Here is a 23,267-nt window from a genome sequence, read left to right as displayed (position 1 = left end):
CGACAATTAATATTGTTCTTTCTCGTTCGGGAAGTCGCAGTTCTTTACGTCCGAAACATAGTGGCTGATTGCATCAGTCATCACCGTATAGAGGTCGGCATAACGACGAAGGAAACGGGGGCGGAAACCATTGTTCATACCCAACATGTCCTGAATAACCAATACCTGTCCGTCTACATCGCCACCGGCACCAATGCCGATAACCGGAATAGTCAGTTCGCTTGCAACGCGGGCGGCCAATGCTGCGGGAATTTTCTCAAGCACAAGCCCGAAACATCCGGCTTCTTCAAGCAGATGTGCATCACGAATCAGCTTCTCTGCTTCTGCATCATCTTTGGCACGAACGGTATATGTACCGTATTTATTGATAGATTGCGGCATCAGTCCGAGATGTCCCATCACCGGAATACCGGCACTCAGGATACGCTTCACAGTGTCGAGAATCTCTTCGCCGCCTTCCAGTTTCAAAGCATCAGCGTGGCTCTCTTTCATAATACGGATAGCCGAAGCAAGCCCTTCCATCTCATTTCCCTGATAAGAACCAAAAGGCATGTCAACTACTACCATTGCACGCTTCACACCGCGCACAACCGATTTACCATGATAAATCATTTGATCGAGAGTAATAGGAAGTGTAGTTACATTACCTGCCATCACATTTGATGCAGAATCGCCTACAAGGATAACATCGATACCGGCACCGTCTACAATCTGCGCCATAGTATAGTCATACGAAGTAAGCATAGATATTTTTTCGCCTCTTTGCTTCATTTCGATCAGGCGATGAGTCGTCACTTTTCTTGTGTCATCTGATATATAACCAGCCATATCCAATCTTTTTAAATTAAAAATCGGGCGCAAAGGTATAACTTTTAATTCATACCATACAAGTAAAAGCGAATAAATTAGCGCGTCCGCATTAAAAGGTCAGCAACCATTTTTGCAGTTCATCAGTCCATAACTTCTTATATATGAAGCTATCACGAAATCCGAAGCTATGTCCGCCTTCCGGATAAATATGCAGTCCGGCAGAAACCCCATGTTTCAATAATGCTGTATAATAGACAATACTGTTGAGAGGAGATACCGCCTGATCATCCTCAGCCAAAACAATGAATGTACGAGGAGTATCGGCTGTGACATGAAGTTCAAGAGATAATGTCTCTTTCAGACTTTCCGGAATAGTTTCTCCCAACATACGTCCGCGTGAAGGCAAATGGGTCAGTCGGTCGTTCATGCTGATAACAGGATAAAGCAATACCTGAAAGTCGGGCCGGTCGGTCCCGGTATAAAGAGTTGCGGCAGTAGCAGCAATATAGCCTCCGATAGAAGCTCCCATAACACCCAGTTGATGGATTCCCCACTCTGCCGACTGGCGGCGGATCAGGCGAATCGCTTCATGAATATCTTCACGAATCACTTCAACATCACCATGAGGCATGCGATAATTCAGTACGGCATATGTGATACCCAGATTATTAAACCATACGGCAAAATCGCGACCTTCATGATCTGAAGCTACTTGATTGAATCCGCCACCGGGACACATAATAATGGCTTTACCTCCTGGCTTACGAGCCGGATAAACCCAAAGAGTAGCCGAAAAAGCATCTTTTCCTAATGAATATTCAATAAAACTCTGTTCCATAACTTTATTCCTTATTATTTAATTTCCTGAATCATCTTTTTCACTATGCCCGGCCCTTCGTAAATAAACGAAGAATAGATTTGTATCAGATTGGCCCCCGCATCCAACATTCGACGGGCATCGGGGGGAGTAATAATTCCGCCTGCCCCTACTATCAAAAGGCTTTTTCCGGCATGGGCACGCAAATAGCCGACGGCTTTTAATGACTTCTCCCCTATCCCGCGTCCACTGACTCCACCGGCTCCGATCTTCTGCAATTGTGCAGGCGAATAACCTTTTAAACAAGTACGCTCCATGGTAGGTCCGGTAGCTATCACCCCATCTACCCGGTACAGACGAGTACAGTCGATCACATCATCCATTCCTTCTTCTGTTATATCGGCAGGAAGTTTGAGAAGTACCGGAACATGTATATTCTGTTCCAGACGAAAAGCAGCCAGCGTTTTGAGTACCCGCTTCATCAGAGTAATCTCCACCGATCCCCAATTAAGCGTGAAATAGCCGGCATAAGGATATAACTCTTTGTATAAATGCAAAAAGTCTGCCACAGCTTGTTCGCCTTCCGAAGAGGGATTCTTATTGATATTTACACCTAAAACATATGAACCGTGTTTCTGTTCAAGACGGCGTTTAATAATATCCAATCCGGGATTATTGAAACCTGTACGGGAAATTAAAGATTCACACTGAGGTAAGCGAAAAATACGGGGACGGGGATTTCCATCCTGGGCATCGGGAGTGACAGTACCGACTTCAATAAATCCGAAACCATAATCGGCCAATTCATCAAAAACCTCGGCACCTTTATCGAAACCGGCCGACAGGCCGATACGGTTTCGGAAAGTAAGATGGTTCCATATCAACTGTTTGTCGGAACAAGTATAGAGATGACGCATCCAGCATTTGCACCATGGCAAATGCCGGTAACATTTGAGGAAGGAAACCAACAAGGTGTGTACCTTTTCGGGTTCCATCAGAAATAAAACAGGGCGAATCGTTTGCTTATACATGATTTTCTCTCTTTTTTTAATACCATGCAAAGCTAAGGGATTCTTCCCTGAGATACTATTCAATCTTTCTTATCAGATATAACGTGAAGTTATAGTCAGCAGCTTTTCGTAAGTCATTCCTTTGAAATCGTCTATCACATAGTCTGCCTTATCAGTAATAGCTTCGCGTGGATTTGTAGTTGCCAATCCGACAACAGTGGCACCGGATGCTCTGCCGGCCTGTAAACCATGAAATGAATCTTCGAACACATAGGAATCTTTTGAATCGGAACCGAAAATCGTCATTCCCAATAAGAAACATTCCGGATCGGGTTTAGAACGTTTAAAACGCTCAGCAGTCAATATTTCATCAAAAAGGGATTTAAACTCGGGATGTGCACGATAAACATTCTCCATTTTAGCTGTATTGGAACTGGTGACCAAGGCTATTTTTACACCATGCTGACGCAGATCTGCTATAAACTCAACTATTCCGGGAACATAGTCATAACTCATTTCTATTTCAAAACGATTCAATGCCTCGGTTATGTCCCTTTGTTTCTCCGGTTCTCCTGCAAAGTATTTATCATAAATCTGTACCAGCGTCTGACCTTTAACCTTGGAACCGAAGTTTTCATCGTTTACGTACTTTTGTCCCATTTCATTCCAGAAAACAGTATATTGTCCTTCTGTATCGACAATTACACCATCACAATCGAATAATGCGGTAATCTTCTTTGTTGTATCCATAAACATTCTTTTACCTGTTTGTTAAACTCTGTGGGCAAAGTTCAGAATAATCATCGAATCAGGCAAATTATTTGTACCTTTGCCGCACTTAAAAATATGTAACGCTTCACTATATGGCACAACAAACCGATCCTCGTATACTGGGCACAGAACCTATTGGCAAACTTCTGTTACAATACTCCATCCCGGCCATCATCGGAATGACTATTACGTCACTTTATAATATCATCGACAGCATTTTCATCGGGCACGGTGTCGGTCCCATGGCTATCTCCGGACTGGCTATCACTTTTCCGCTAATGAATCTGGTCGTGGCCTTCTGCGTGCTGATCTCTGCAGGTGGCGCCACCATCTCATCCATACGCCTGGGGCAAAAAGACATCAAAGGAGCAACCGATGTCCTGGGAAATACATTAATGCTTTGCCTGACGAATGCAGTGCTGTTCGGCGGACTGGCTTATCTGTTTCTGGACCCGATATTGTTTTTCTTCGGTGCCAGTAGCGGCACACTTCCCTATGCCCGCGATTTTATGCAGGTAATTCTTCTGGGAACTCCCATCACCTATACCATGATCGGACTTAACAACGTGATGCGTGCCACCGGATATCCGAGAAAGGCAATGCTGACATCATTGGTGACGGTTATAGCGAATGTTATCATCGCCCCTGTCTTCATTTTCCATTTCGGTTGGGGAATTCGGGGAGCTGCCATGGCCACAGTCCTGTCACAGTTTATCGGAATGATATGGGTAGTAAGCCACTTCCGTAACAAAGAGAGTTTCGTTCACTTTATGCCGGGCTTCTGGAAGATGAAGAAACGCATCATCGGCAGCATTTTCTCTATAGGAATGTCTCCCTTCGCCATGAATGTCACGGCATGTATCATCGTCATCCTCATTAATAATAGTTTGCAAAAATACGGTGGTGATATGGCTATCGGTGCCTACGGTATCATTAACCGACTACTGATGCTGTATGTGATGGTAGTTATGGGATTAACAATGGGAATGCAACCCATCGTCGGATACAATTATGGTGCACAGAAGATTGACCGCGTGAAACATACGCTCCGTCTGGGTATCATCGTCGGTGTATTGATTACGAGCAGCGGCTTCGTTATCTGTGAACTTTTTCCGCATACAGTTTCGGCTATCTTTACCGACAGCGATGAACTGATTGACATGGCATCGTCCGGACTACGCATTTGCACGCTGATGTTCCCGTTCGTAGGTGCACAAATCGTTATATCAAACTTCTTCCAGAGTATAGGGATGGCTAAGATCAGTATCTTCCTGTCACTCTCACGCCAGTTAGTATATCTGCTTCCGGGATTACTTTTGCTTCCCCCTTTATACGGTGTAAAGGGAGTATGGATCAGCATGCCTGTCTCTGACGGATTAGCTTTCATAACAGCGGTAGTGATTTTGATGGTATATATTAAAAAGGTAAAAGAGAAAGCATCCGGACAGAGCCTCTAACCCTATGAAACAGAGGCTTGGTATAGATACGACAGAGGCTCAGTTTCAGTGAAACCGAGCCTCTGTCGTATAGTCTTGAAGCGTTACTCAGATTTAATGCTGTTCACCGGATTTTCGTTGGCCACTTTCCATGCCCGCAGCATTACGCTGACAACAATCAACAGCAACACAACCAATGCTATGCTGAGGTATAACCAGGCACTGGGAACAATGGCATCACTAAACTGCTCAAGCCATTTGCCACCGACAAACCAGGCTACTGCTGCACCCAATAGTACAGCAGGCAAGGCTGTCCAGAAAATATCTCTTGAAAGAAGTTGCAAAACATCTCCGGCCTCAGCCCCATTCACTTTACGGATCGCAATCTCTTTACAACGACGACTGACTTCATCGTTAGTATAGCCGAAAAGTCCCATCAAGGTAATCAGCAGGATGGAAATAGAAGCAATGATTACCGAATCGCGGAAACGACGAATCGCTTCGTATTGCTGATCGATTATTTCCTGCAAAGGGATAAACACAATATCCTTCGTAGTAAACAGCTCTCCCATCTTTTGATTGAGAGCTTTCAAATTTTGATCGAATGGTTCCTTCAAACGTACATGGGGAGCTCCGGAAGCAAAGGGACTGCTGATATACATCACTATATCCTGAGGAGTATATGCACTTCGTATCGGAAAATCCTTTGCGACTCCCACAACAGGAAGAGAAGTTCCGATATTGACTTGTTTACCTACCGCACTGTCTTCCCAATGCATCTTCCGCACAAATTCTTCATTTACAATAGCCTGTTTGGGAGAATCAAAATTTTTACCATCAATAAGCTGAACTCCCATCATTGACAAAAAGTGGTAATCGCACATTGAAGTATGTGCATCGAAAAGCAACTTTCCTGTACTGTTGTAGACACTGAAACCACTATAGTAATCGGAAATAGGAAACCAGGCAAAAGCAACATCTTCTACCATCGGCAAACGACGCATATCAGAACGGACATTATCAACTTCGTCATCGCTGAAGTAACACCTTGCAACAGCTATCCGTTCAGGATTATAATTCAACTCACGATTCATCACACTATAGTATTGAAGCAATACAACTGCCAATAAACCAAAGACAAAAGGTACTCCGGCAAACTGAACAAAAAGTAACGGGCGCTTCCAGGTTGTCTTCCGTTCGGTATAACGACGAAAAACCTGACTCACCGGAATAGACGAAAACATATATCCGGGTATCACTCCTGCCACGAAAAAAACAACTGCTATCACAAGCAAAGGCACCCATAAGGTCTCCCAAGTGAAAAGTGCACCGACCGAGGCGTTCAGCGTATCCTGAATCAGTTCCCTAAGATTTAGAATCAATAGCCCGACCAATACGAGTGCAGACAATATAATAAACATGGTTTCCCATAAAAACATACCGAATATGTTACCATCACTGGCCCCACTGCATTTATGGACTCCCACTGCTTTTGCACGACGTGCCAATGACGATACGGAAATCAATACATAGTTCAAAGCAGCTATCAATAAAATGGCAAAAGCAAGAACCGACATGATAAGCACCATTTTTCTTACATCCGGCTGACTACTGTGGTACTCAGATATAGGTTGAAAAGAATACTCCTCAGAAAAACCATCCTTCCCCTGCGGAAGATACTTTTTCTGCATTTCCGGTAACCGTCCGGCAACTCTCTTAGGAGCTTCCGTATCATTATGGAAACGAACCACCCCCATGTAACTGATATCATATCCCCAACCGGCACGATCCTCTCCCATCCGCTTATACAAAGTGGCAAACGATACGATTACATCATATTTCAGGTCTGTATTCTCCGGCTGATCGGCAAATACTCCCCGTACAGTGACCGGATAGTTCTTTTCCCATAACATGGTTTGCCCGATAGGGTCTGCATCACCAAAGACACGTCGTGCCAATGATTCATTAATGAAAATAGCGTCGGGAGCCACTAAATCAGCTTTGTTCCCTTTCAGCACTTCTACCCCCATAGTTGGGAGGAAGTGATCGTCTGCATAAATAGTCTGCTGTTGATCAAAACGTTCGTTTCCTTTAAAAAATATTTGCTGACCAACATTACGCAGCACAGTAGCCTCTTCCACCTCATCAGGAAAGTTCTCCCGGATAGCAGCAGGCATTGCACCATAAATATAAGGACTTGGCTTCTCCTGCTTTCCTTCATAGGAGTAAGAAGCCTGTATCAGAAACAGGTTTCTTGACTCCGGATAAAAATGGTCATAACTCAGTTCAAACGCGACCCGGGCAAACAGTAGAAGTCCGACAAACAGTCCCAAAGTTAACGAAATAATCTTAATGACATTTGAACTGCGTCCACGGACTAAGGTCCGAATGGTATAATATATGTGTCTTAGCATATTGATCTTTATTAAGCCTTTACACTTGCCACCACGCTACCGTCAAACAGATGCACCGTGCGATGGGCAAATGAAGCATCATGTTGGGAGTGGGTCACCATAATAATTGTTGTTCCCTCTTTATTCAATTCGGTCAACAGATTCATTACCTCCGCACCATTCTTGGAATCAAGGTTACCCGTCGGTTCGTCAGCAAGAATCAATTTCGGGTTAGTCACAACTGCACGGGCTATAGCCACGCGTTGTTGTTGTCCACCGGAGAGTTGCTGTGGGAAATGCTTGGCACGATGACTAATATTCATCCGGCGCAGCATATCTTCTACCATCTGACGCCGTTCAGAAGATTTTATACCCAAATAAGTGAGAGGAAGTTCCACATTTTCGTAAACATTCAGTTCATCTATCAAATTGAAACTCTGGAAGACAAAGCCCAGTTTACCCTTACGTACCCGCGTACGCTCCTTCTCCTGAAGAGTAGCTACCTCCTGCCCCATCAACTGATAAGAACCTTCTGTCGGGTTATCAAGTAATCCCAAAATATTGAGCAACGTAGACTTGCCGCAACCGGAAGGTCCCATAATGGCAACAAACTCGCCCTCCTCTATATCCAGGCTCACATGGTTTAACGCTACGGTTTCTACTTCAGAAGTACGAAAGACTTTACTAATGTCATTAATCTGTATCATAATTTATTTTATTTGTTATTCACTCTTAATACTATTCACCGGATTTTCATTGGCGATGTGCCAGGATTTCCAAATAATGCATATAATGATAAAAGCCAGTAGGCAAATAGCTATTGCTACATACCAGCCTATACTTATACATACCGTATCCCGAAATTGGCTTATCCATATTTGACTTACCAAGTAAGCTCCATATGTACCGATAGCAATTGAAGGAATAGCTACCCAGAAGATATCTTTAGATAACAAAAGCAAAACAGAACTTACTTCGGCGCCATTTATCTTACGAATAGCTATCTCTTTACCACGTCTGCGAACTTCATCATTCGTATACCCGATCAATCCCATCAAAGTGATAAACAGAATCGTTATAAAAGCCAATATAGTAGTATCACGAAATATCATTGTAGGACGATAGCCCCTTTCCAAATCCCGCTCCAAAGAGGTGAACTCTATTTCTTCTTGTGGATATATCTTTTTCATTTCATTATTCAACATACGCAGATTATCTGCAAAAGGTTCTTTAAGACGTACATGCATATTTACTAAATTAGTCCCCCATTCAATTTCTATGGGTTCATAGTCAGGTGGAAGCGTACCAAAACAGCAAGGAGCGAGTATTCCTACCACTGTTCCTCGATTAGGGATTATTTCACCAACGCCACTACCTGTCCAACCCATCTTTTCTACATAGGGTTGATTGACCAGAAACTGCCTTTCGCCAGTGAGGTTTTTCCCGGCCTTAAGCCGAAGCCCCATAAGTGGGACAAAATCTTTGTCAAATATACCACAACGGGGAGTAAAAAGAGCATTCCCGTTCTCATCAGTCACCTGTCGGTTCCCAAGCCACATCATACCTCCCTCAGCAGTGGCTACCCCTTCTACATAAGGCAACGATTTCAAATTATTACGTGCATTATCCGGCTCAGCAAACTTATGCCAACAAGATGCTATACGTTCCGGTCGATACCCCATATCTCTATTTGTAATATAATGGAACTGAAAAAAAGTCACACACATCAATCCAAAAATAAAAGCTACTCCTGCAAATTCTATAAATAGAAGTGTCCGCTTCCAACCCATATTCCCTTTAGTGTAATGATGGAAAACCTGCGTTACCGGAATTGAAGAGAAAACTTTTCCCGGCAATACACCTCCAATAATAAACAAAAAGGCAACTACCGACAATGGAGCCCATAGATTGTGCCAAGTGAAAAGAGATGATAACGACACTCCCGCCAATTCTTCAATTTTTTCCTGGAACTGGAATAAAAGTACTACCATGAAAAGCAGAGAGATCCCTATAATCAAAGCTGTTTCATATATAAACATCGAAAGTATAGCCCTATCAGACGCACCATTACACTTGTGAACACCGATTCCTTTTGCCCGCTGAGAAAGTGAAGAAATAGAAATAAGTACATAGTTCATAGTGGCGGCAAAAAGAATGGCAAATCCTAATAAAGACATTATTAAAATTGTCTTCCGCACATTAGATTGCTCCAAATGAATAGTACGTAAAGGTACTACAAACATATGTAAATGCAGATTCATTTCAGGAGGAATGTGCTTTGCAATCACCTTATCAATACCGGCATTGATAGCATCAGCGCTTCTTTCTCCGTCTTTTAAGCGGATAAAAGCATTATAATTACCACCACTCGTCCAACCCGAACGTCCCCAACCATATTTATTATGGCTGGCAAAAGAAAGAACCATTTCGTGACGTTCCAGCGATACATTATCCGGAAGATCGGCATAAACTCCTCTCACCAAAGCTTCAACTTGAGTGCCCCAAACCATCAGATGTAAGGTTTTTCCTATAGGATCCTCTTCACCAAATACTTCTCGTGCAACAGACTGTGACAAAAAAACCACATCTGGGTTGGTCAAATCATTCGGATTGCCATTAATAACTTCTATCCCCATGGTACGAAAATAAAGAGAGTCAGATAAAATGAAAGACCGATTCAACTTTCGGTTGCCTATCTTTAAAGTAGTTCCGAAAGACAAACTCGAAAAAGCTGCACTTTCTACCTCTTCCGGAAATTCCTCAGCAATGGTAGAGGCTACCGGAATCAATGTATATACTCCGGCATTCCCTTTAATCACTCCATTCTCAACCCACTCCGTTTTTACGATGTAAAGATCATCCACACCCTGAAAAAAGTTATCATAACTAAGCTCAAAAGCAACTCGAGAGAATAAAATAATAGAAACTAATAACCCCAATGTCAGAGATATTACTTTAATGACATTACTTCCGCGTCCGCGAATCAATGTCAGAATGGTATAATAGAATTGTTTCATCGTATGATCCTTTTAATTTATTAAGCAGTTACACTCGCCACGATACTGCCATCGAACAGATGTACTGTACGATGGGCAAACGAGGCATCATGTTGGGAGTGGGTCACCATAATAATCGTAGTACCTTCTTTATTCAACTCTGTCAGCAGATTCATGACTTCAGCACCATTCTTAGAATCGAGATTTCCCGTAGGTTCGTCAGCAAGGATCAATTTCGGATTAGTTACTACCGCACGGGCTATAGCCACACGTTGTTGTTGTCCACCGGAGAGTTGCTGTGGGAAATGCTTGGCACGATGACTAATATTCATCCGGCGCAGCATATTCTCTACCATTTTTCTCCGGTCGGAAGCCTTATACCCCAGATAAGTGAGAGGAAGTTCCACATTCTCGTAAACATTCAGTTCATCAATCAGGTTGAAACTCTGGAAGACAAAGCCCAGTTTACCCTTACGTACCCGCGTACGCTCCTTCTCCTGAAGACCGGCTACCTCCTGCCCCATCAACTGATAAGAACCTTCTGTCGGGTTATCAAGTAATCCCAAAATATTGAGCAACGTAGACTTGCCGCAACCGGAAGGTCCCATAATGGCAACAAACTCACCTTCCTCTATATCCAGGCTCACATGGTTTAACGCTACGGTTTCTACTTCAGAAGTACGAAAAACTTTACTAAGATCATTAATTTGTATCATAATCCTTTTTATTTTAATCGGTTTATTTTTGTTTATTCATTCTTTATACTCTTTACAGGATTCTCGTTGGCTATGTGCCAGGATTTTATCATCACACTAATCACAATTACAGCCATTATAGCCAAAGCAATCAGTACAAACCAATACACCTTCAAATGAATCTGTTCGGTAAATTGTCCCAACCAATGAATACCCATAAAATAGGCTCCTGTAGCACCTAACAATACGGCTGGCAGAGCTACCCAAACGACCTCCTTGGAAAGTAATTTTAATATATGGGAAGCTTCGGCACCATTAACCTTACGAATAGCTATTTCTTTGCTATGACGACGTACTTCATCATTAGTATATCCTATCAGTCCCATCAGTGAAATCAGCAAGATAACAATAAAAGCCAATATCACGGCATTGCGAAAGCGAAGTACGCTTAAATATTGGTTATCAATGGTTTTCTGTAATGATATAAATACAAAATCTTCAGTAGGATACATTTCTCTTATTGTTTTATTAAGCAGACGAAGATTTTCCTCGTAAGGTGCCTTGAGCCGGACGTGATAACAATCATTCACATCCTGTTGCCCCATAAATACCACCGGTTTTAATTCATTATAATAACTGCTTACCGGAAAGTCTTCCATCACTCCCACAACTGTAAAATCCTCATATCTCATGCCCACAGCCCCATCAGTCCAATGGATAGACTTTACAAACTTTTCATTTACCAGAACCTGATTGGGACCATCCAAATTCTTCCCTTCTTTAATACGAATCCCCATAAACGGAGCATAATTATATGAACAAACATTCAGACGGGCTGTGAATACAATCGTTCCGTTATCATCAGCAACAGGCTGACCGCTATAACCGGAAGTTATGTTTGACCAACAGACTGCAACATCTTTTACCATTGATAAACGACGGAGATTATCCAAAGCAGATTCCGGATCATCAAAGCTGTGATAAGTGAAAGCCACTCCGTCAGCATTATACCCTAAAGGTTTGGTTGTAATCCGATTGTACTGTATAAGAACCACGCACAATACACCAAAAATAAAAGTCATCCCGGTAAACTGTACAAAAAGCAGAGACCGTTTCCAACCTCTCCTCCCTTCAGTATAACGTCGGAACACCTGAGTGACAGGAATAGAGGAAAATAGATATCCGGGAATGATACCGGCAAATAAAAACAGAACCAGAATAACACAAACAGGTACCCAGAGAGTTCTCCATGCAAAAAGAGAACTTAAAGAAGCGGAAGCAATATCCTCTATTTGCTCATCAAAATTTAAAACCAAGCTACCGACCAATATCAAAGATACCAAAATGATAATGCTTGTCTCCCAAAGAAACATCGAAAAGATGTTTTTGCTACTGGCTCCACTGCATTTATGTACACCTATCGCTTTGGCACGACTTGCGAGTGACGAAACAGAAATCAAAACATAATTCATTGCAGCTATAAAAAGGATAACAAATCCCAATAAGGACATAATCATTATCATTTTATGTACAACGGGAGTCTCTGCGTAAACTTCACGGATCGGTTGAAGTGAATAGCGCATTCCAAAGCCGTCATTTTCAAGATCGAACGGCAAGTACTTTTCAATCACCTTATCTATCCGAGAGTTCACTTTCTCCAAACTTCCGGTCTCTTTCAGGCGAATATACCCTTCGAAACTATCGCCACAAGTCCAGCTGACACATTCCCACTCATATTTTATGATGGTAGCAAAAGATATTACCACATCATGGCGTAAAGAACTATTCTCCGGAATATCCGCATAGACACCTTTAACAGTCATGGGAAAGGAACGCTTATAAAGTAGTACTTTCCCTATCGGATCTTCATTGCCAAATGCTTTTCGTGCAAAACTCTCGGAAATGAACATGGTTTCCGGATTACCCAGCTCATGCGGGTTACCTTTTAGGACCTCAATACCCATCGTCCGAAAAAAAAGAGAATCGGCAAGAATGACCTTAGGCTCCAAACGAGTATTTCCATTGAACAAAGTATTACTACGACTTTGCACACGCACCACTGTAGCCGACTCAATATCTTCGGGAAAGTTTTCACTAATAGCAGCCGGAACAGGAGCCATCACTGTCGGGTAAGGACCTTTCTTTTCACCATCCTTATAATGCACTGTAACATTGACGGCACATAATTTATCAGCCTCGTAATAATGGTTGTCAAAACTCAATTCAAAAGTAACACGTGCAAAAAGCAGTATCCCCATAAATAATCCCAAGGTCAACGAAATAATTTTAGCCAAATTTAAGCCCCGCCTATTAAGAAGAGTCCGGAAAGTATAGTAAAGTTGTCTCATATCTCTGTCTGTATATTATTATTTTAGAAAAACAGAAGTAACTCAATAATTATAAAGTTATTTATCTATTATAAAGCAGAAAGCGTGCCAAGAGGATTTATCTATTGACAATCAAACCATTGCATTTCACCATCTTCATTCTACCTGTCTAATTCTTAGACACTGCTGTCTATTTATTAGACAACAATATTTGCTTATCGAGAAGAAAACTCTATCTTTGCATCGAGTTTTCAATTCAAAAAAATAGTTTATGGATAAGAAAAAAGGAATAATCGGAATCTTTCTCTCTTGCCTGTTACTTACCGGTTGCGACATGATAGACTACCATCCCTACGATGTCAAAATCAAAGGCGAAAGAGATATTAATAACAAAAATATCGAGAAGATAGAAGCCAAATGTCTGAATAAGACCACTATCCGCTTTATAGCTATGGGTGACTCGCAACGATGGTATGACGAGACAGTAGACTTCGTAAATGCCGTAAATAAACGAAACGACATCGACTTTGTAGTGCATGGAGGAGATCTGAGCGATTTCGGACTAACAGACGAATTTCTATGGCAAAGAGATATCATGAACAAACTAAATGTGCCGTATGTCGCTTTGATTGGTAATCATGACTGTTTGGGAACAGGAGAAGAAGCATTCAGGAAGATATTTGGAGATACTAATTTTTCATTTATCGCAGGAAGAGTAAAGTTTGTATGCCTCAATACGAATGCAATGGAATATGATTACTCGGATCCGATTCCGGATTTCAATTTTATCGAAGCGGAATTGACAGAACGTTCGGACGAGTTTGACAAGACGGTATTTTGCATGCATGCCCGCCCTTTGTGCGATCAGTTTAATAACAATGTAGCCAAGATCTTTCAAATGTATATACGTCAATTTCCAGCCCTGCAATTCTGTACTGTAGCCCATGAGCATCGTATCAGTGCTTCGGATGTATTTGAGGACGGAGTAATGTATTACGGCAGCAATTGTATGAAAAACCGCAGTTATTTAGTATTCACCATAAAACCTGAAGGATATGATTATGAAGTGGTTGAATTTTAAATCTACTCTTTATACTGTATTGGCACTGTTCTTGTTTTGTCCGGAAGACGCTTTGGCACAGGCAGACAAAAGTGATGAAGAAGAAACCAAAGATACTGTTCTGGTCTCCAAATCGGAGCCCAGCAAATATGATAAACGCATCCACCGTTTCCGGAAAGGATGGAACTCTTTGATACCGACTCACAATAAAATACAGTTTGCCGGAAATATGGGCATGTTCTCTTTCGGAACCGGATGGGATTACGGACGGAGGGATCAGTGGGAAACCGACCTTTTTCTGGGATTTATTCCCAAACATGACTCACATCGCACGAAACTGACTATGACCCTCAAGCAAAACTATATGCCTTGGAGTCTTGAGTTGGGGAAAGGCTTTTCTACGGAGCCTTTGTCATGTGGGCTCTACTTTAATACGGTATTCGGACACGAGTTCTGGGTAAAAGAACCCAGCCGCTATCCGGAAGGATACTATGGCTTCTCTTCCAAAATCCGTACCCACATCTTTCTGGGACAACGGTTAACCTATAACATAGATAAAGACCGTCGTTTCTTTACCAAGTCTGTCACACTCTTTTATGAATTGAGTACTTGCGACTTGCTGCTGATAAGCCGTGCCACAAACCGTTACTTACGGGCACGTGACTATTTAAGCCTATCTTTCGGATTAAAATTCCAGTGGCTATAACGACATAAACAAAAGATGAAATCTTATCTCCCCTCTTTCTCCTGTCAGGAGGGGAGATAATAAGATATTTCCCGGATTTAGATTCATTTTGATCCTCTGTAATAGAGAATTGTTATTAACTTTGCCGCTAACAATTAAATTTCAATCTTCTAAATGGGAACCATTATCATTGTCGACGATAACAAAGGAGTACTGACAGCAGTGCAGCTATTACTGAAAAATCATTTTTCGAAAGCCATCACCCTCTCTTCACCAGTCAGCTTGTCATCTGTTCTGAGAGAAGAAAATCCGGAAGTCGTCTTATTGGACATGAATTTCACTTCCGGCATCAACAACGGCAACGAGGGCCTATTCTGGTTGCACGAAATCAAACGCCAATACCCCAATCTCCCGGTAGTACTTTTCACCGCATACGCCGATATTGATTTAGCTGTACGAGGTATCAAAGAAGGCGCTACCGACTTTATCGTAAAGCCATGGGATAACCAAAAGTTAGTCGAGACTCTGCTAAACGCTGCTTCACAGGCCAAAGAAGGCAAAAAAAAGAACCGAAAGAAAGAAAATCCTTCTATAGCTGCCATGTACTGGGGTGAAAGCAGTGCTATGCAACAACTTCGCATGCTGGTAGAAAAAGTAGCTACAACCAATGCCAACATATTGATTACGGGAGAAAACGGCACTGGAAAAGAAATGCTCGCCCGGGAGATTCACGCCCTGTCATCCCGTTATAAAGAAACGATGGTCTCCGTAGACATGGGGGCAATTACCGAGTCTTTATTCGAAAGCGAGCTTTTCGGACATGTGAAAGGTTCTTTTACCGATGCACATGCCGACCGCACGGGTAAATTTGAAGCAGCCAACCATAGTTCTCTCTTTCTTGACGAAATCGGGAACCTCCCCTACCATCTGCAAGCCAAACTGTTGACAGCCATCCAACAAAGAAGTATCGTACGGGTAGGTAGTAACGAACCTGTTCCTGTAGATATCCGGCTGATTTGTGCTACCAACCGGAATCTACAGGGAATGGTTGATAAAGGAGAGTTCCGCGAAGACTTACTTTACCGTATCAACACCATTCATGTAGAGATTCCACCTCTGCGTAATCGCAGAGAAGATATTGTCCCACTGGCCGAACGCTTCATTACACGTTTCTGTAAACAATACGACAAAGCTCCCATCAGCCTGACTGCATCTGCTTGTGAAAGGCTGACCGCACACTCCTGGTACGGTAACATCCGGGAACTGGAACATGCTATCGAAAAAGCAGTCATCATCTGTGACGGCAATTCGATACCTGCCGAAATGTTTCAATTGGTACAAAAAACAGAAATACAGCAAATCGAAGCTTCCACACTTGAGGAGATGGAAAAAGCCATGATCCGGAAGGCATTGGATAAATGCGGAGGCAACCTTTCGGCAGTAGCTTCCCAATTGGGAATCACCCGCCAGACACTATACAATAAGATGAAAAAGTTCGGCTTATGAAGACTCACATCAGACTACTTACCGAACGATATTGGTTCCGCCTCGGAGTGAGCCTCTGTTTTGCCATAACAGCGGCTCTGTTTTACTCAAACAGAGACTTCGTTTGGATGATATTGAGCCTCTGTTTTTTAATCTTCAGCATCTGGTGGCAATTATCTCTATACCGCATCCATACCAAGCGGGTTCTTTTCATGATCGATGCGCTTGAGAACAACGACAATGCCATTCACTTCCCGGAAGAAAAAACCACACCCGAAACCCGGGACATCAATCGTGCACTGAACCGGGTGGGACACATATTATATAATGTAAAATCGGAAACGGCACAACAAGAGAAGTACTATGAACTTATTCTTGACTGTATAAACACAGGAGTATTAGTGCTCAACGATAATGGAGCCATCTATCAAAAAAATAACGAAGCACTCCGTCTGTTAGGATTGAATGTACTCACTCACATCCGCCAACTGAGTAAAGTAGATGTGACATTGATGCAAAAGGTGGAATTCTGCCGTACCGGAGAAAAACTACAGATTACTTTTAATAATGAACGGGGCACAGTCAATCTTTCCATTCGCGTATCGGATATTACAATACGCAAAGAACATTTACGCATCCTCGCCCTCAGCGACATCAACAGCGAATTGGACGAAAAGGAAATTGATTCGTGGATACGCCTGACGCGTGTATTGACTCACGAAATAATGAATTCGGTAACTCCCATCACTTCACTGAGCGATACCCTGCTCTCACTTTCCGATGCCCATGACGAAGAAATACGCAGTGGTCTCCAGACCATCAGCACTACAGGGAAAGGGTTATTAGCTTTTGTAGAGTCTTATCGACGTTTTACCCGTATCCCCACTCCCGAACCATCTTTGTTTTATGTAAAAGCCTTCATCGATCGCATGGTAGAACTGGCACGGCATCAGAACACTTGCAAAAACATCACGTTTCATACAGATATTTCTCCTGCCGACTTAATTGTTTATGCCGATGAAAATCTAATCTCACAGGTTGTCATCAATCTGCTCAAAAATGCAATTCAAGCTATTGGTACACAAGCTGACGGAAAAATAGAAATCAGTGCCCGCTGTAACGATTCGGAAGAGGTACTGATAGAAATCAAGAACAATGGTCCCGTCATTCCCCCGGAAATAGCAGACCATATCTTCATCCCATTCTTTACGACCAAAGAGGGAGGTAGCGGCATCGGACTTAGTATCTCTCGCCAGATCATGCGTCTGTCCGGAGGAAGCATCACCTTATTACCGGGTAAAGAAACTAAATTTGTGCTGAAATTTAAGTAAAACCATTGTTTCCAAAATGCGATATCAGTATTATTAGCAACGCAATAGCAACAGTTACCGGCAAACAATGAGAAAAGATTCCTGTTATTAATAATATATCAATTCAATCTTTAAAGCCATGACCTATCTTGCTAACAACCCTTTATTCCACGGAATTTCGCCCGAAACGCTATCCCGTGATTTTGACGGAATCGTTTCTCACCTCCGTATGTTCCGCAAAGGTGACATTCTTGCCAGACAAGGTGACGTATGCAACCGGCTGATGATATTGCTAAAGGGCAGTGTCCGGGGAGAAATGATCGATTATTCGGGCAGACTGATTAAAGTAGAGGATATTACTGCCCCTCGTGCGATAGCCCCACTTTTCTTGTTTGGTGCCGACAATCGTTACCCGGTAGAGGTCACAGCAAACGAAGCTACTGAGATTTTTGAAATTCCTAAAGAAAGTGTACTGAAGCTATTCCGGAGAAATGAGAGATTCTTAGAAAACTATATGAACCTTTCGGCCAATTATGCCCGGACACTTGCCGACAAACTATTTTTTATGTCTTTCAAGACGATCCGGCAAAAACTGGCCTCGTACCTGCTCCGGATTTCAAAACAGCAGGAGGGAAATCCTATACTACTCGATCGCTCACAGCAAGAATTGGCCGATTATTTCGGAGTGTCACGCCCCTCACTGGCACGCGAACTGGCACACATGCAGGATGATGGCCTGATCAGAACAGACCGGAAATTAGTGCACATCCTGAGAAAAGAAGATTTAATGCAGTTGATACAATAAAATCTCCAATCTTTTTTCTATTGTTTGTAACATTGGTTACAGAACTACCTCAAATCCTCCACCTATCTTTGCCTTCAATTAAGAAACCAATTAATACGTAAGAATTATGAGTATGTTCTGTTATCAGTGTCAGGAAACCGCAAAAGGTACAGGCTGTATCCTTAGCGGAGTATGCGGGAAAACTCCCGAAGTAGCCAATATGCAAGACCTCTTGCTTTTTGTTGTACGCGGAATCGCAGTCTACAACGAGGCATTACGCAAAGAAGGACGTTCTTCTGCCCAGGCAGATAAGTTCATCTTCGATGCCTTGTTTGTCACTATTACAAACGCCAATTTTGACAAACGGGCCATTATTGAAAAAATAAAGAAGGGCCTCGAACTTAAAAAAGATTTAGGTAGTCAGGTTACTATCGAGTCCGTCCCCGATGAATGTACCTGGTATGGCGATGAATCAGAGTTTGAAGAAAAAGCCCAAACTGTAGGCGTACTTCGCACTCCGAACGAAGACATCCGTTCACTGAAAGAACTGGTTCACTATGGCATTAAAGGTATGGCGGCATATGTAGAACATGCCTATAACTTAGGATACGAAAACCCGGAAATATTTGCTTTTATGCAACACGCACTGGCAGAACTGACCCGCGAAGATATTACGGTAGATGAACTGATAGCCCTCACACTCACTACCGGAAATTATGGGGTACAGGCAATGGCCCAGCTTGATACTGCCAACACCAATCATTACGGAAATCCGGAAATATCTGAAGTGAATATTGGCGTCCGGAACAATCCGGGTATCCTTGTCAGCGGGCATGACCTAAAAGATATAGAAGAATTGCTACAGCAAACAGAAGGTACCGGTATAGACATTTATACCCACAGTGAAATGCTGCCGGCACATTATTATCCCCGGCTGAAGCAATACAAGCATTTAGTAGGAAATTACGGCAATGCCTGGTGGAAGCAAAAAGAGGAATTTGAGAGTTTCAACGGTCCCATCCTCTTCACTACCAATTGCATCGTTCCACCACGCCCGAATGCCACTTATAAAGATCGGATTTACACAACGGGAGCCACCGGTTTGGAAGGTGCTATCCACATCCCCGAACGTAAAAACGGAAAGCCCAAAGACTTCTCTATCATCATTGAACATGCACGACGTTGCCAACCACCGGTAGCAATAGAAAACGGTACGATTGTAGGCGGATTCGCCCATGCCCAAGTAATCGCATTGGCCGATAAGGTGGTAGAAGCAGTAAAAAGCGGTGCTATCCGTAAGTTCTTCGTCATGGCCGGATGTGACGGCCGAATGAAAAGTCGCAGTTATTACACAGAGTTTGCAGAGAAACTTCCGGCAGATACAGTGATCCTGACAGCAGGATGTGCCAAGTATCGATATAATAAGCTGCCTTTAGGAGACATCAACGGCATTCCCCGAGTACTGGATGCCGGACAGTGTAATGACAGTTATTCGCTCGCTATCATCGCCATGAAATTGCAGGAAGTATTCGGACTAAAAGATATCAATGATCTGCCAATCGTTTATAACATTGCGTGGTATGAACAAAAAGCCGTTATTGTTCTGCTGGCTTTGTTAGCACTTGGAGTGAAAAAGATTCATTTGGGACCGACACTTCCTGCATTCTTATCACCTAACGTAAAACAGGTACTGATCGATAACTTCGGAATCGGAGGTATCAGCACAGCGGATGAAGATATTGCAAAGTTCCTGGCATGATATGAACGGTAAATGATGAACAGTAAACGATAAACGGAGGACTCTTGCCTATGGCACACAACCGGTTTATCGTTTACCCTTCATCGTTTATCACTCTTCTCTCGGGAGCACCAGGTTCAACCCTACTCCTACCAATGCAGCGAGACCGATTCCTGACAATGAAAACTCACCCCATGTCAACACGGCTCCACCTATGCCTATTGTCAAGGTCAGAGAAACAATTATGATATTGCGCGTCCGGCTCAAGTCAATGCAATTATTGACAAGATTGGCAATTCCCGCACAAGCAATCGTACCGAAAAGAAGCAGCATGATTCCTCCCAATACAGCCGAAGGGATAGACTTTAGCAAAGCACTGACTTTGCCGATCACTGAAAACAGGATTGCCGTGACCGCCGCAATTCGTATTACCTGAGGATTTGTCACCTTGGTAAGTGACATCGCTCCGGTTACTTCCGAATATGTAGTCACAGGAGGACCTCCCAACAAGCCTGCACAAAGACAGGCCAAACCATCTCCCAAGAGCGTTCGATGCAATCCGGGATCTTTCACATAGTCCTTTCCGGTTACAGTATTTACTACATACACATCACCGATATGTTCTATCACCGGAGCAATCGCTACCGGCATCATAAACAAAACAGGCTCCCAGGAGAACTTAGGAAATACAAACTGCGGAAAGCCCAACCATGCTGCATCTCTCACTCCCGACAGGTCGACATCATAAAAGACCAATGCGGCAACATACCCCACGATAATTCCGCAAAAGATAGGTATTAGCTTCAATAGTCCTTTAGCACGGATAGATACAACCACGGCAGTCAGTAATGAAAGTAATGCAAGAGTCCAGTTTTCTTTTGCCATATTGACTCCGGTTCCGGCAAGTGAAAGCCCGATCAAGATAATTACCGGACCAATAACTACCGGAGGGAACAGGCGTTCAATCAGTCTGATTCCTTGCCATTTGACCAAAGCACTCATGACAAAGTATACCAATGCAACCCCCACCATTCCAGAAAGCGTGCCGGCGAGTCCGTATAATTCGGTTGCTTTAATAATGGGAGCAATAAACGCAAAGCTGCTGCCCAGGAAGATAGGAACTTTCCCCTTTGTTACCAAATGAAAAAGAAGTGTACCGATACCGGCCGTAAATAAGGCTGTAGAGGGGTCAAGTCCGACCAATAAAGGTACGAGAACAGTAGCGCCAAAAGCCACAAAAAGAAACTGTACTCCTACCACGCCCTTACGTAAAGGAGAAAGATGATTTGAATCCATATAGATATAGAATGATATTATTTTGGCTGCAAAAATAACATTTTTAAACTATTTTACGGCAATTTGGGACATAAATACATCCAAAGAGGATTTCTATTTGTTACATAATTTAAGTAACTTCGCACAGTGAAATGTAAAATAACAAATTAATAACCTTCAGCACTTATTGCTTATGATATTTACCGCAGAAAACATTCTACTCATTGGTTCTATCTTACTATTCGTTAGCATTGTTGTCGGAAAAACCGGCTATCGTTTCGGAGTACCCGCTTTATTATTATTTCTTCTCGTAGGCATGTTTTTCGGAAGCGACGGTCTGGGACTGCAGTTCCACAACGCTAAAGTCGCTCAATTTATAGGTATGGTAGCCCTTAGCGTCATCTTGTTTTCCGGTGGTATGGATACTAAGTTCAAAGAAATCCGTCCCATCCTGTCACCGGGAATTGTACTCTCTACTGTAGGAGTACTCCTCACAGCTCTTTTCACCGGTTTGTTCATTTGGTATCTTTCCGGAATGGGTTGGACGAATATCCATTTCCCGCTGATTACTTCCCTACTGCTTGCATCGACCATGTCGTCCACCGATTCTGCCTCCGTGTTCGCTATCCTCCGTTCACAGAAGATGAATCTGAAACATAATCTGCGTCCCATGCTTGAACTGGAAAGCGGAAGCAACGACCCGATGGCTTATATGCTGACCATTGTCCTGATACAGTTCATCCAATCGGATGGTATGGGTACAGGCACCATTATCGGCTCATTCATCATCCAGTTCCTGGTAGGCGCAGCCGCCGGATATATACTGGGAAAGCTGGCAATACTGATCCTTAATAAAATAAATATCGATAACCAGTCACTTTATCCCATTCTGTTACTGTCATTTGTATTCTTTACTTTTGCCATCACCGACCTACTCCGCGGTAACGGATATTTGGCTGTATACATTGCCGGTATGATGGTAGGTAACCATAAAATAACCTTTCGGAAAGAAATTGCAACGTTTATGGACGGACTTACATGGTTATTCCAAATCATTATGTTCCTCATGCTGGGACTACTTGTCAATCCGCACGAAATGCTTGAAGTTGCTGTTGTAGCATTACTTATCGGAGTATTCATGATCGTTATCGGGCGTCCTTTAAGTGTATTTCTTTGTCTGTTGCCTTTCCGAAAAATCACTTTGAAATCGCGTTTATTCGTTTCGTGGGTAGGTCTGCGGGGAGCTGTGCCTATCATTTTTGCAACCTATCCGGTAGTAGCCAATGTAGAAGGATCGAATATGATTTTCAATATTGTATTTTTCATCACGATTGTTTCGCTGATTGTGCAAGGAACAAGCGTATCGTTTGTAGCACGCTTATTGCATCTGTCTACTCCTCTTGAAAAGACCGGAAATGAATTTGGTGTCGAACTTCCCGAAGAAATAGATACCGACCTCTCGGACATGACCATCACTTCGGAAATATTGAGTGAAGCCGATACGCTGAAAGATATGAACCTGCCTAAAGGAACTTTGGTAATGATCGTAAAACGCGGAGATGAATTCCTGATTCCTAATGGCACACTAAAACTGCATGTAGGGGACAAATTATTGCTGATCTCAGAAAAAAATAAAAAGGAAATGGCTGAGAGTGAATAAAAGCTCATAACGAAG

At 42.8% G+C, this 23,267-nt stretch carries 18 protein-coding genes; 8 read left to right on the top strand and 10 right to left on the bottom strand.

What is annotated here, in order from left to right; translation table 11 throughout:
* Positions 1 to 6: 6 nt before the first annotated feature.
* From panB to ISX59_RS01340, 4 genes are all read right to left on the bottom strand, one after another.
* Entirely contained in the window at positions 7 to 828 is an 822-nt protein-coding gene (gene panB / locus ISX59_RS01355) for a 3-methyl-2-oxobutanoate hydroxymethyltransferase (protein ID WP_005777498.1), read from the bottom strand.
* 91 nt (positions 829 to 919) lie between these two features.
* Positions 920 to 1,648, bottom strand: coding sequence for an alpha/beta hydrolase (locus ISX59_RS01350; RefSeq protein WP_022011730.1), 729 nt, complete (start codon positions 1,646 to 1,648; stop codon positions 920 to 922).
* 14 nt (positions 1,649 to 1,662) lie between these two features.
* Entirely contained in the window at positions 1,663 to 2,658 is a 996-nt protein-coding gene (locus ISX59_RS01345; protein WP_022011729.1) for a quinone-dependent dihydroorotate dehydrogenase, read from the bottom strand.
* A 72-nt stretch (positions 2,659 to 2,730) separates the two neighbouring features.
* Positions 2,731 to 3,387: an HAD family phosphatase gene (locus tag ISX59_RS01340; RefSeq protein WP_005805704.1), complete on the bottom strand. Its 657-nt coding sequence runs from the start codon at positions 3,385 to 3,387 to the stop codon at positions 2,731 to 2,733.
* Positions 3,388 to 3,500: 113 nt separating this feature from the next.
* Here ISX59_RS01340 and ISX59_RS01335 point away from each other — a divergent pair, with 113 nt between their 5' ends.
* Positions 3,501 to 4,865: an MATE family efflux transporter gene (locus ISX59_RS01335; RefSeq protein ID WP_022011727.1), complete on the top strand. Its 1,365-nt coding sequence runs from the start codon at positions 3,501 to 3,503 to the stop codon at positions 4,863 to 4,865.
* Between the two features lie 83 nt (positions 4,866 to 4,948).
* Here the strand turns inward: ISX59_RS01335 and ISX59_RS01330 are convergent, their stop codons facing one another.
* From ISX59_RS01330 to ISX59_RS01310, 5 genes are read right to left on the bottom strand one after another with little or no spacing between them, the layout of a single operon-like run.
* Positions 4,949 to 7,258, bottom strand: a complete 2,310-nt coding sequence (locus ISX59_RS01330; protein ID WP_220575581.1) for an FtsX-like permease family protein — start codon at positions 7,256 to 7,258, stop codon at positions 4,949 to 4,951.
* Positions 7,259 to 7,269: 11 nt separating this feature from the next.
* Positions 7,270 to 7,944 carry an ABC transporter ATP-binding protein gene (locus ISX59_RS01325; protein WP_005805698.1) on the bottom strand — a complete coding sequence of 225 codons (675 nt, stop codon included), beginning with the start codon at positions 7,942 to 7,944 and terminating at the stop codon, positions 7,270 to 7,272.
* A 15-nt stretch (positions 7,945 to 7,959) separates the two neighbouring features.
* Positions 7,960 to 10,254, bottom strand: a complete 2,295-nt coding sequence (locus tag ISX59_RS01320) for an ABC transporter permease (protein WP_005805695.1) — start codon at positions 10,252 to 10,254, stop codon at positions 7,960 to 7,962.
* 20 nt (positions 10,255 to 10,274) lie between these two features.
* Entirely contained in the window at positions 10,275 to 10,949 is a 675-nt protein-coding gene (locus tag ISX59_RS01315) for an ABC transporter ATP-binding protein (RefSeq protein ID WP_032529935.1), read from the bottom strand.
* 32 nt (positions 10,950 to 10,981) lie between these two features.
* On the bottom strand, positions 10,982 to 13,276 hold the full coding sequence (locus ISX59_RS01310) for an ABC transporter permease (protein ID WP_220575580.1): 2,295 nt from the start codon (positions 13,274 to 13,276) through the stop codon (positions 10,982 to 10,984).
* A 250-nt stretch (positions 13,277 to 13,526) separates the two neighbouring features.
* Here ISX59_RS01310 and ISX59_RS01305 point away from each other — a divergent pair, with 250 nt between their 5' ends.
* From ISX59_RS01305 to hcp, 6 genes are all read left to right on the top strand, one after another.
* Positions 13,527 to 14,336: a metallophosphoesterase gene (locus ISX59_RS01305; protein WP_005805687.1), complete on the top strand. Its 810-nt coding sequence runs from the start codon at positions 13,527 to 13,529 to the stop codon at positions 14,334 to 14,336.
* Positions 14,311 to 15,021 carry a hypothetical protein gene (locus ISX59_RS01300; protein ID WP_005805685.1) on the top strand — a complete coding sequence of 237 codons (711 nt, stop codon included), beginning with the start codon at positions 14,311 to 14,313 and terminating at the stop codon, positions 15,019 to 15,021. Before ISX59_RS01305 ends, ISX59_RS01300 begins: the two co-directional genes overlap by 26 nt.
* 153 nt (positions 15,022 to 15,174) lie before the next feature.
* Positions 15,175 to 16,506: a sigma-54 dependent transcriptional regulator gene (locus ISX59_RS01295; protein ID WP_032539343.1), complete on the top strand. Its 1,332-nt coding sequence runs from the start codon at positions 15,175 to 15,177 to the stop codon at positions 16,504 to 16,506.
* On the top strand, positions 16,503 to 17,816 hold the full coding sequence (locus ISX59_RS01290) for a PAS domain-containing sensor histidine kinase (RefSeq protein WP_220390058.1): 1,314 nt from the start codon (positions 16,503 to 16,505) through the stop codon (positions 17,814 to 17,816). Before ISX59_RS01295 ends, ISX59_RS01290 begins: the two co-directional genes overlap by 4 nt.
* Before the next feature lie 118 nt (positions 17,817 to 17,934).
* Positions 17,935 to 18,600 carry a Crp/Fnr family transcriptional regulator gene (locus tag ISX59_RS01285; RefSeq protein ID WP_005805678.1) on the top strand — a complete coding sequence of 222 codons (666 nt, stop codon included), beginning with the start codon at positions 17,935 to 17,937 and terminating at the stop codon, positions 18,598 to 18,600.
* 106 nt (positions 18,601 to 18,706) lie between these two features.
* Positions 18,707 to 20,338, top strand: coding sequence for a hydroxylamine reductase (gene hcp, locus ISX59_RS01280; RefSeq protein WP_032536046.1), 1,632 nt, complete (start codon positions 18,707 to 18,709; stop codon positions 20,336 to 20,338).
* A gap of 90 nt (positions 20,339 to 20,428) precedes the next feature.
* Here hcp and ISX59_RS01275 read toward each other — a convergent pair whose 3' ends face one another.
* Positions 20,429 to 21,613, bottom strand: a complete 1,185-nt coding sequence (locus tag ISX59_RS01275) for a uracil-xanthine permease family protein (RefSeq protein WP_188520410.1) — start codon at positions 21,611 to 21,613, stop codon at positions 20,429 to 20,431.
* Positions 21,614 to 21,785: 172 nt separating this feature from the next.
* Between ISX59_RS01275 and ISX59_RS01270 the strand changes: the two genes are divergently transcribed.
* Positions 21,786 to 23,252, top strand: a complete 1,467-nt coding sequence (locus tag ISX59_RS01270) for a potassium/proton antiporter (protein ID WP_005805674.1) — start codon at positions 21,786 to 21,788, stop codon at positions 23,250 to 23,252.
* The last annotated feature ends 15 nt before the right edge of the window (positions 23,253 to 23,267 follow it).

The organism is Bacteroides sp. FSHCM14E1 (assembly GCF_019633785.1).
Lineage (GTDB): Bacteria > Bacteroidota > Bacteroidia > Bacteroidales > Bacteroidaceae > Bacteroides > Bacteroides hominis.
This window is presented reverse-complemented; position numbering and strand designations above follow the sequence as displayed.

Coding starts and splice junctions, on each gene's coding strand:
- ISX59_RS01330 (WP_220575581.1), bottom strand. CDS start 7,258: ATGCTAAGACACATATATTATACCATTCGGACCTTAGTCCGTGGACGC.
- ISX59_RS01345 (WP_022011729.1), bottom strand. CDS start 2,658: ATGTATAAGCAAACGATTCGCCCTGTTTTATTTCTGATGGAACCCGAA.
- ISX59_RS01310 (WP_220575580.1), bottom strand. CDS start 13,276: ATGAGACAACTTTACTATACTTTCCGGACTCTTCTTAATAGGCGGGGC.
- hcp (WP_032536046.1), top strand. CDS start 18,707: ATGAGTATGTTCTGTTATCAGTGTCAGGAAACCGCAAAAGGTACAGGC.
- panB (WP_005777498.1), bottom strand. CDS start 828: ATGGCTGGTTATATATCAGATGACACAAGAAAAGTGACGACTCATCGC.
- ISX59_RS01350 (WP_022011730.1), bottom strand. CDS start 1,648: ATGGAACAGAGTTTTATTGAATATTCATTAGGAAAAGATGCTTTTTCG.
- ISX59_RS01295 (WP_032539343.1), top strand. CDS start 15,175: ATGGGAACCATTATCATTGTCGACGATAACAAAGGAGTACTGACAGCA.
- ISX59_RS01315 (WP_032529935.1), bottom strand. CDS start 10,949: ATGATACAAATTAATGATCTTAGTAAAGTTTTTCGTACTTCTGAAGTA.
- ISX59_RS01325 (WP_005805698.1), bottom strand. CDS start 7,944: ATGATACAGATTAATGACATTAGTAAAGTCTTTCGTACTTCTGAAGTA.
- ISX59_RS01320 (WP_005805695.1), bottom strand. CDS start 10,254: ATGAAACAATTCTATTATACCATTCTGACATTGATTCGCGGACGCGGA.
- ISX59_RS01270 (WP_005805674.1), top strand. CDS start 21,786: ATGATATTTACCGCAGAAAACATTCTACTCATTGGTTCTATCTTACTA.
- ISX59_RS01305 (WP_005805687.1), top strand. CDS start 13,527: ATGGATAAGAAAAAAGGAATAATCGGAATCTTTCTCTCTTGCCTGTTA.
- ISX59_RS01285 (WP_005805678.1), top strand. CDS start 17,935: ATGACCTATCTTGCTAACAACCCTTTATTCCACGGAATTTCGCCCGAA.
- ISX59_RS01275 (WP_188520410.1), bottom strand. CDS start 21,613: ATGGATTCAAATCATCTTTCTCCTTTACGTAAGGGCGTGGTAGGAGTA.
- ISX59_RS01340 (WP_005805704.1), bottom strand. CDS start 3,387: ATGGATACAACAAAGAAGATTACCGCATTATTCGATTGTGATGGTGTA.
- ISX59_RS01290 (WP_220390058.1), top strand. CDS start 16,503: ATGAAGACTCACATCAGACTACTTACCGAACGATATTGGTTCCGCCTC.
- ISX59_RS01335 (WP_022011727.1), top strand. CDS start 3,501: ATGGCACAACAAACCGATCCTCGTATACTGGGCACAGAACCTATTGGC.
- ISX59_RS01300 (WP_005805685.1), top strand. CDS start 14,311: ATGATTATGAAGTGGTTGAATTTTAAATCTACTCTTTATACTGTATTG.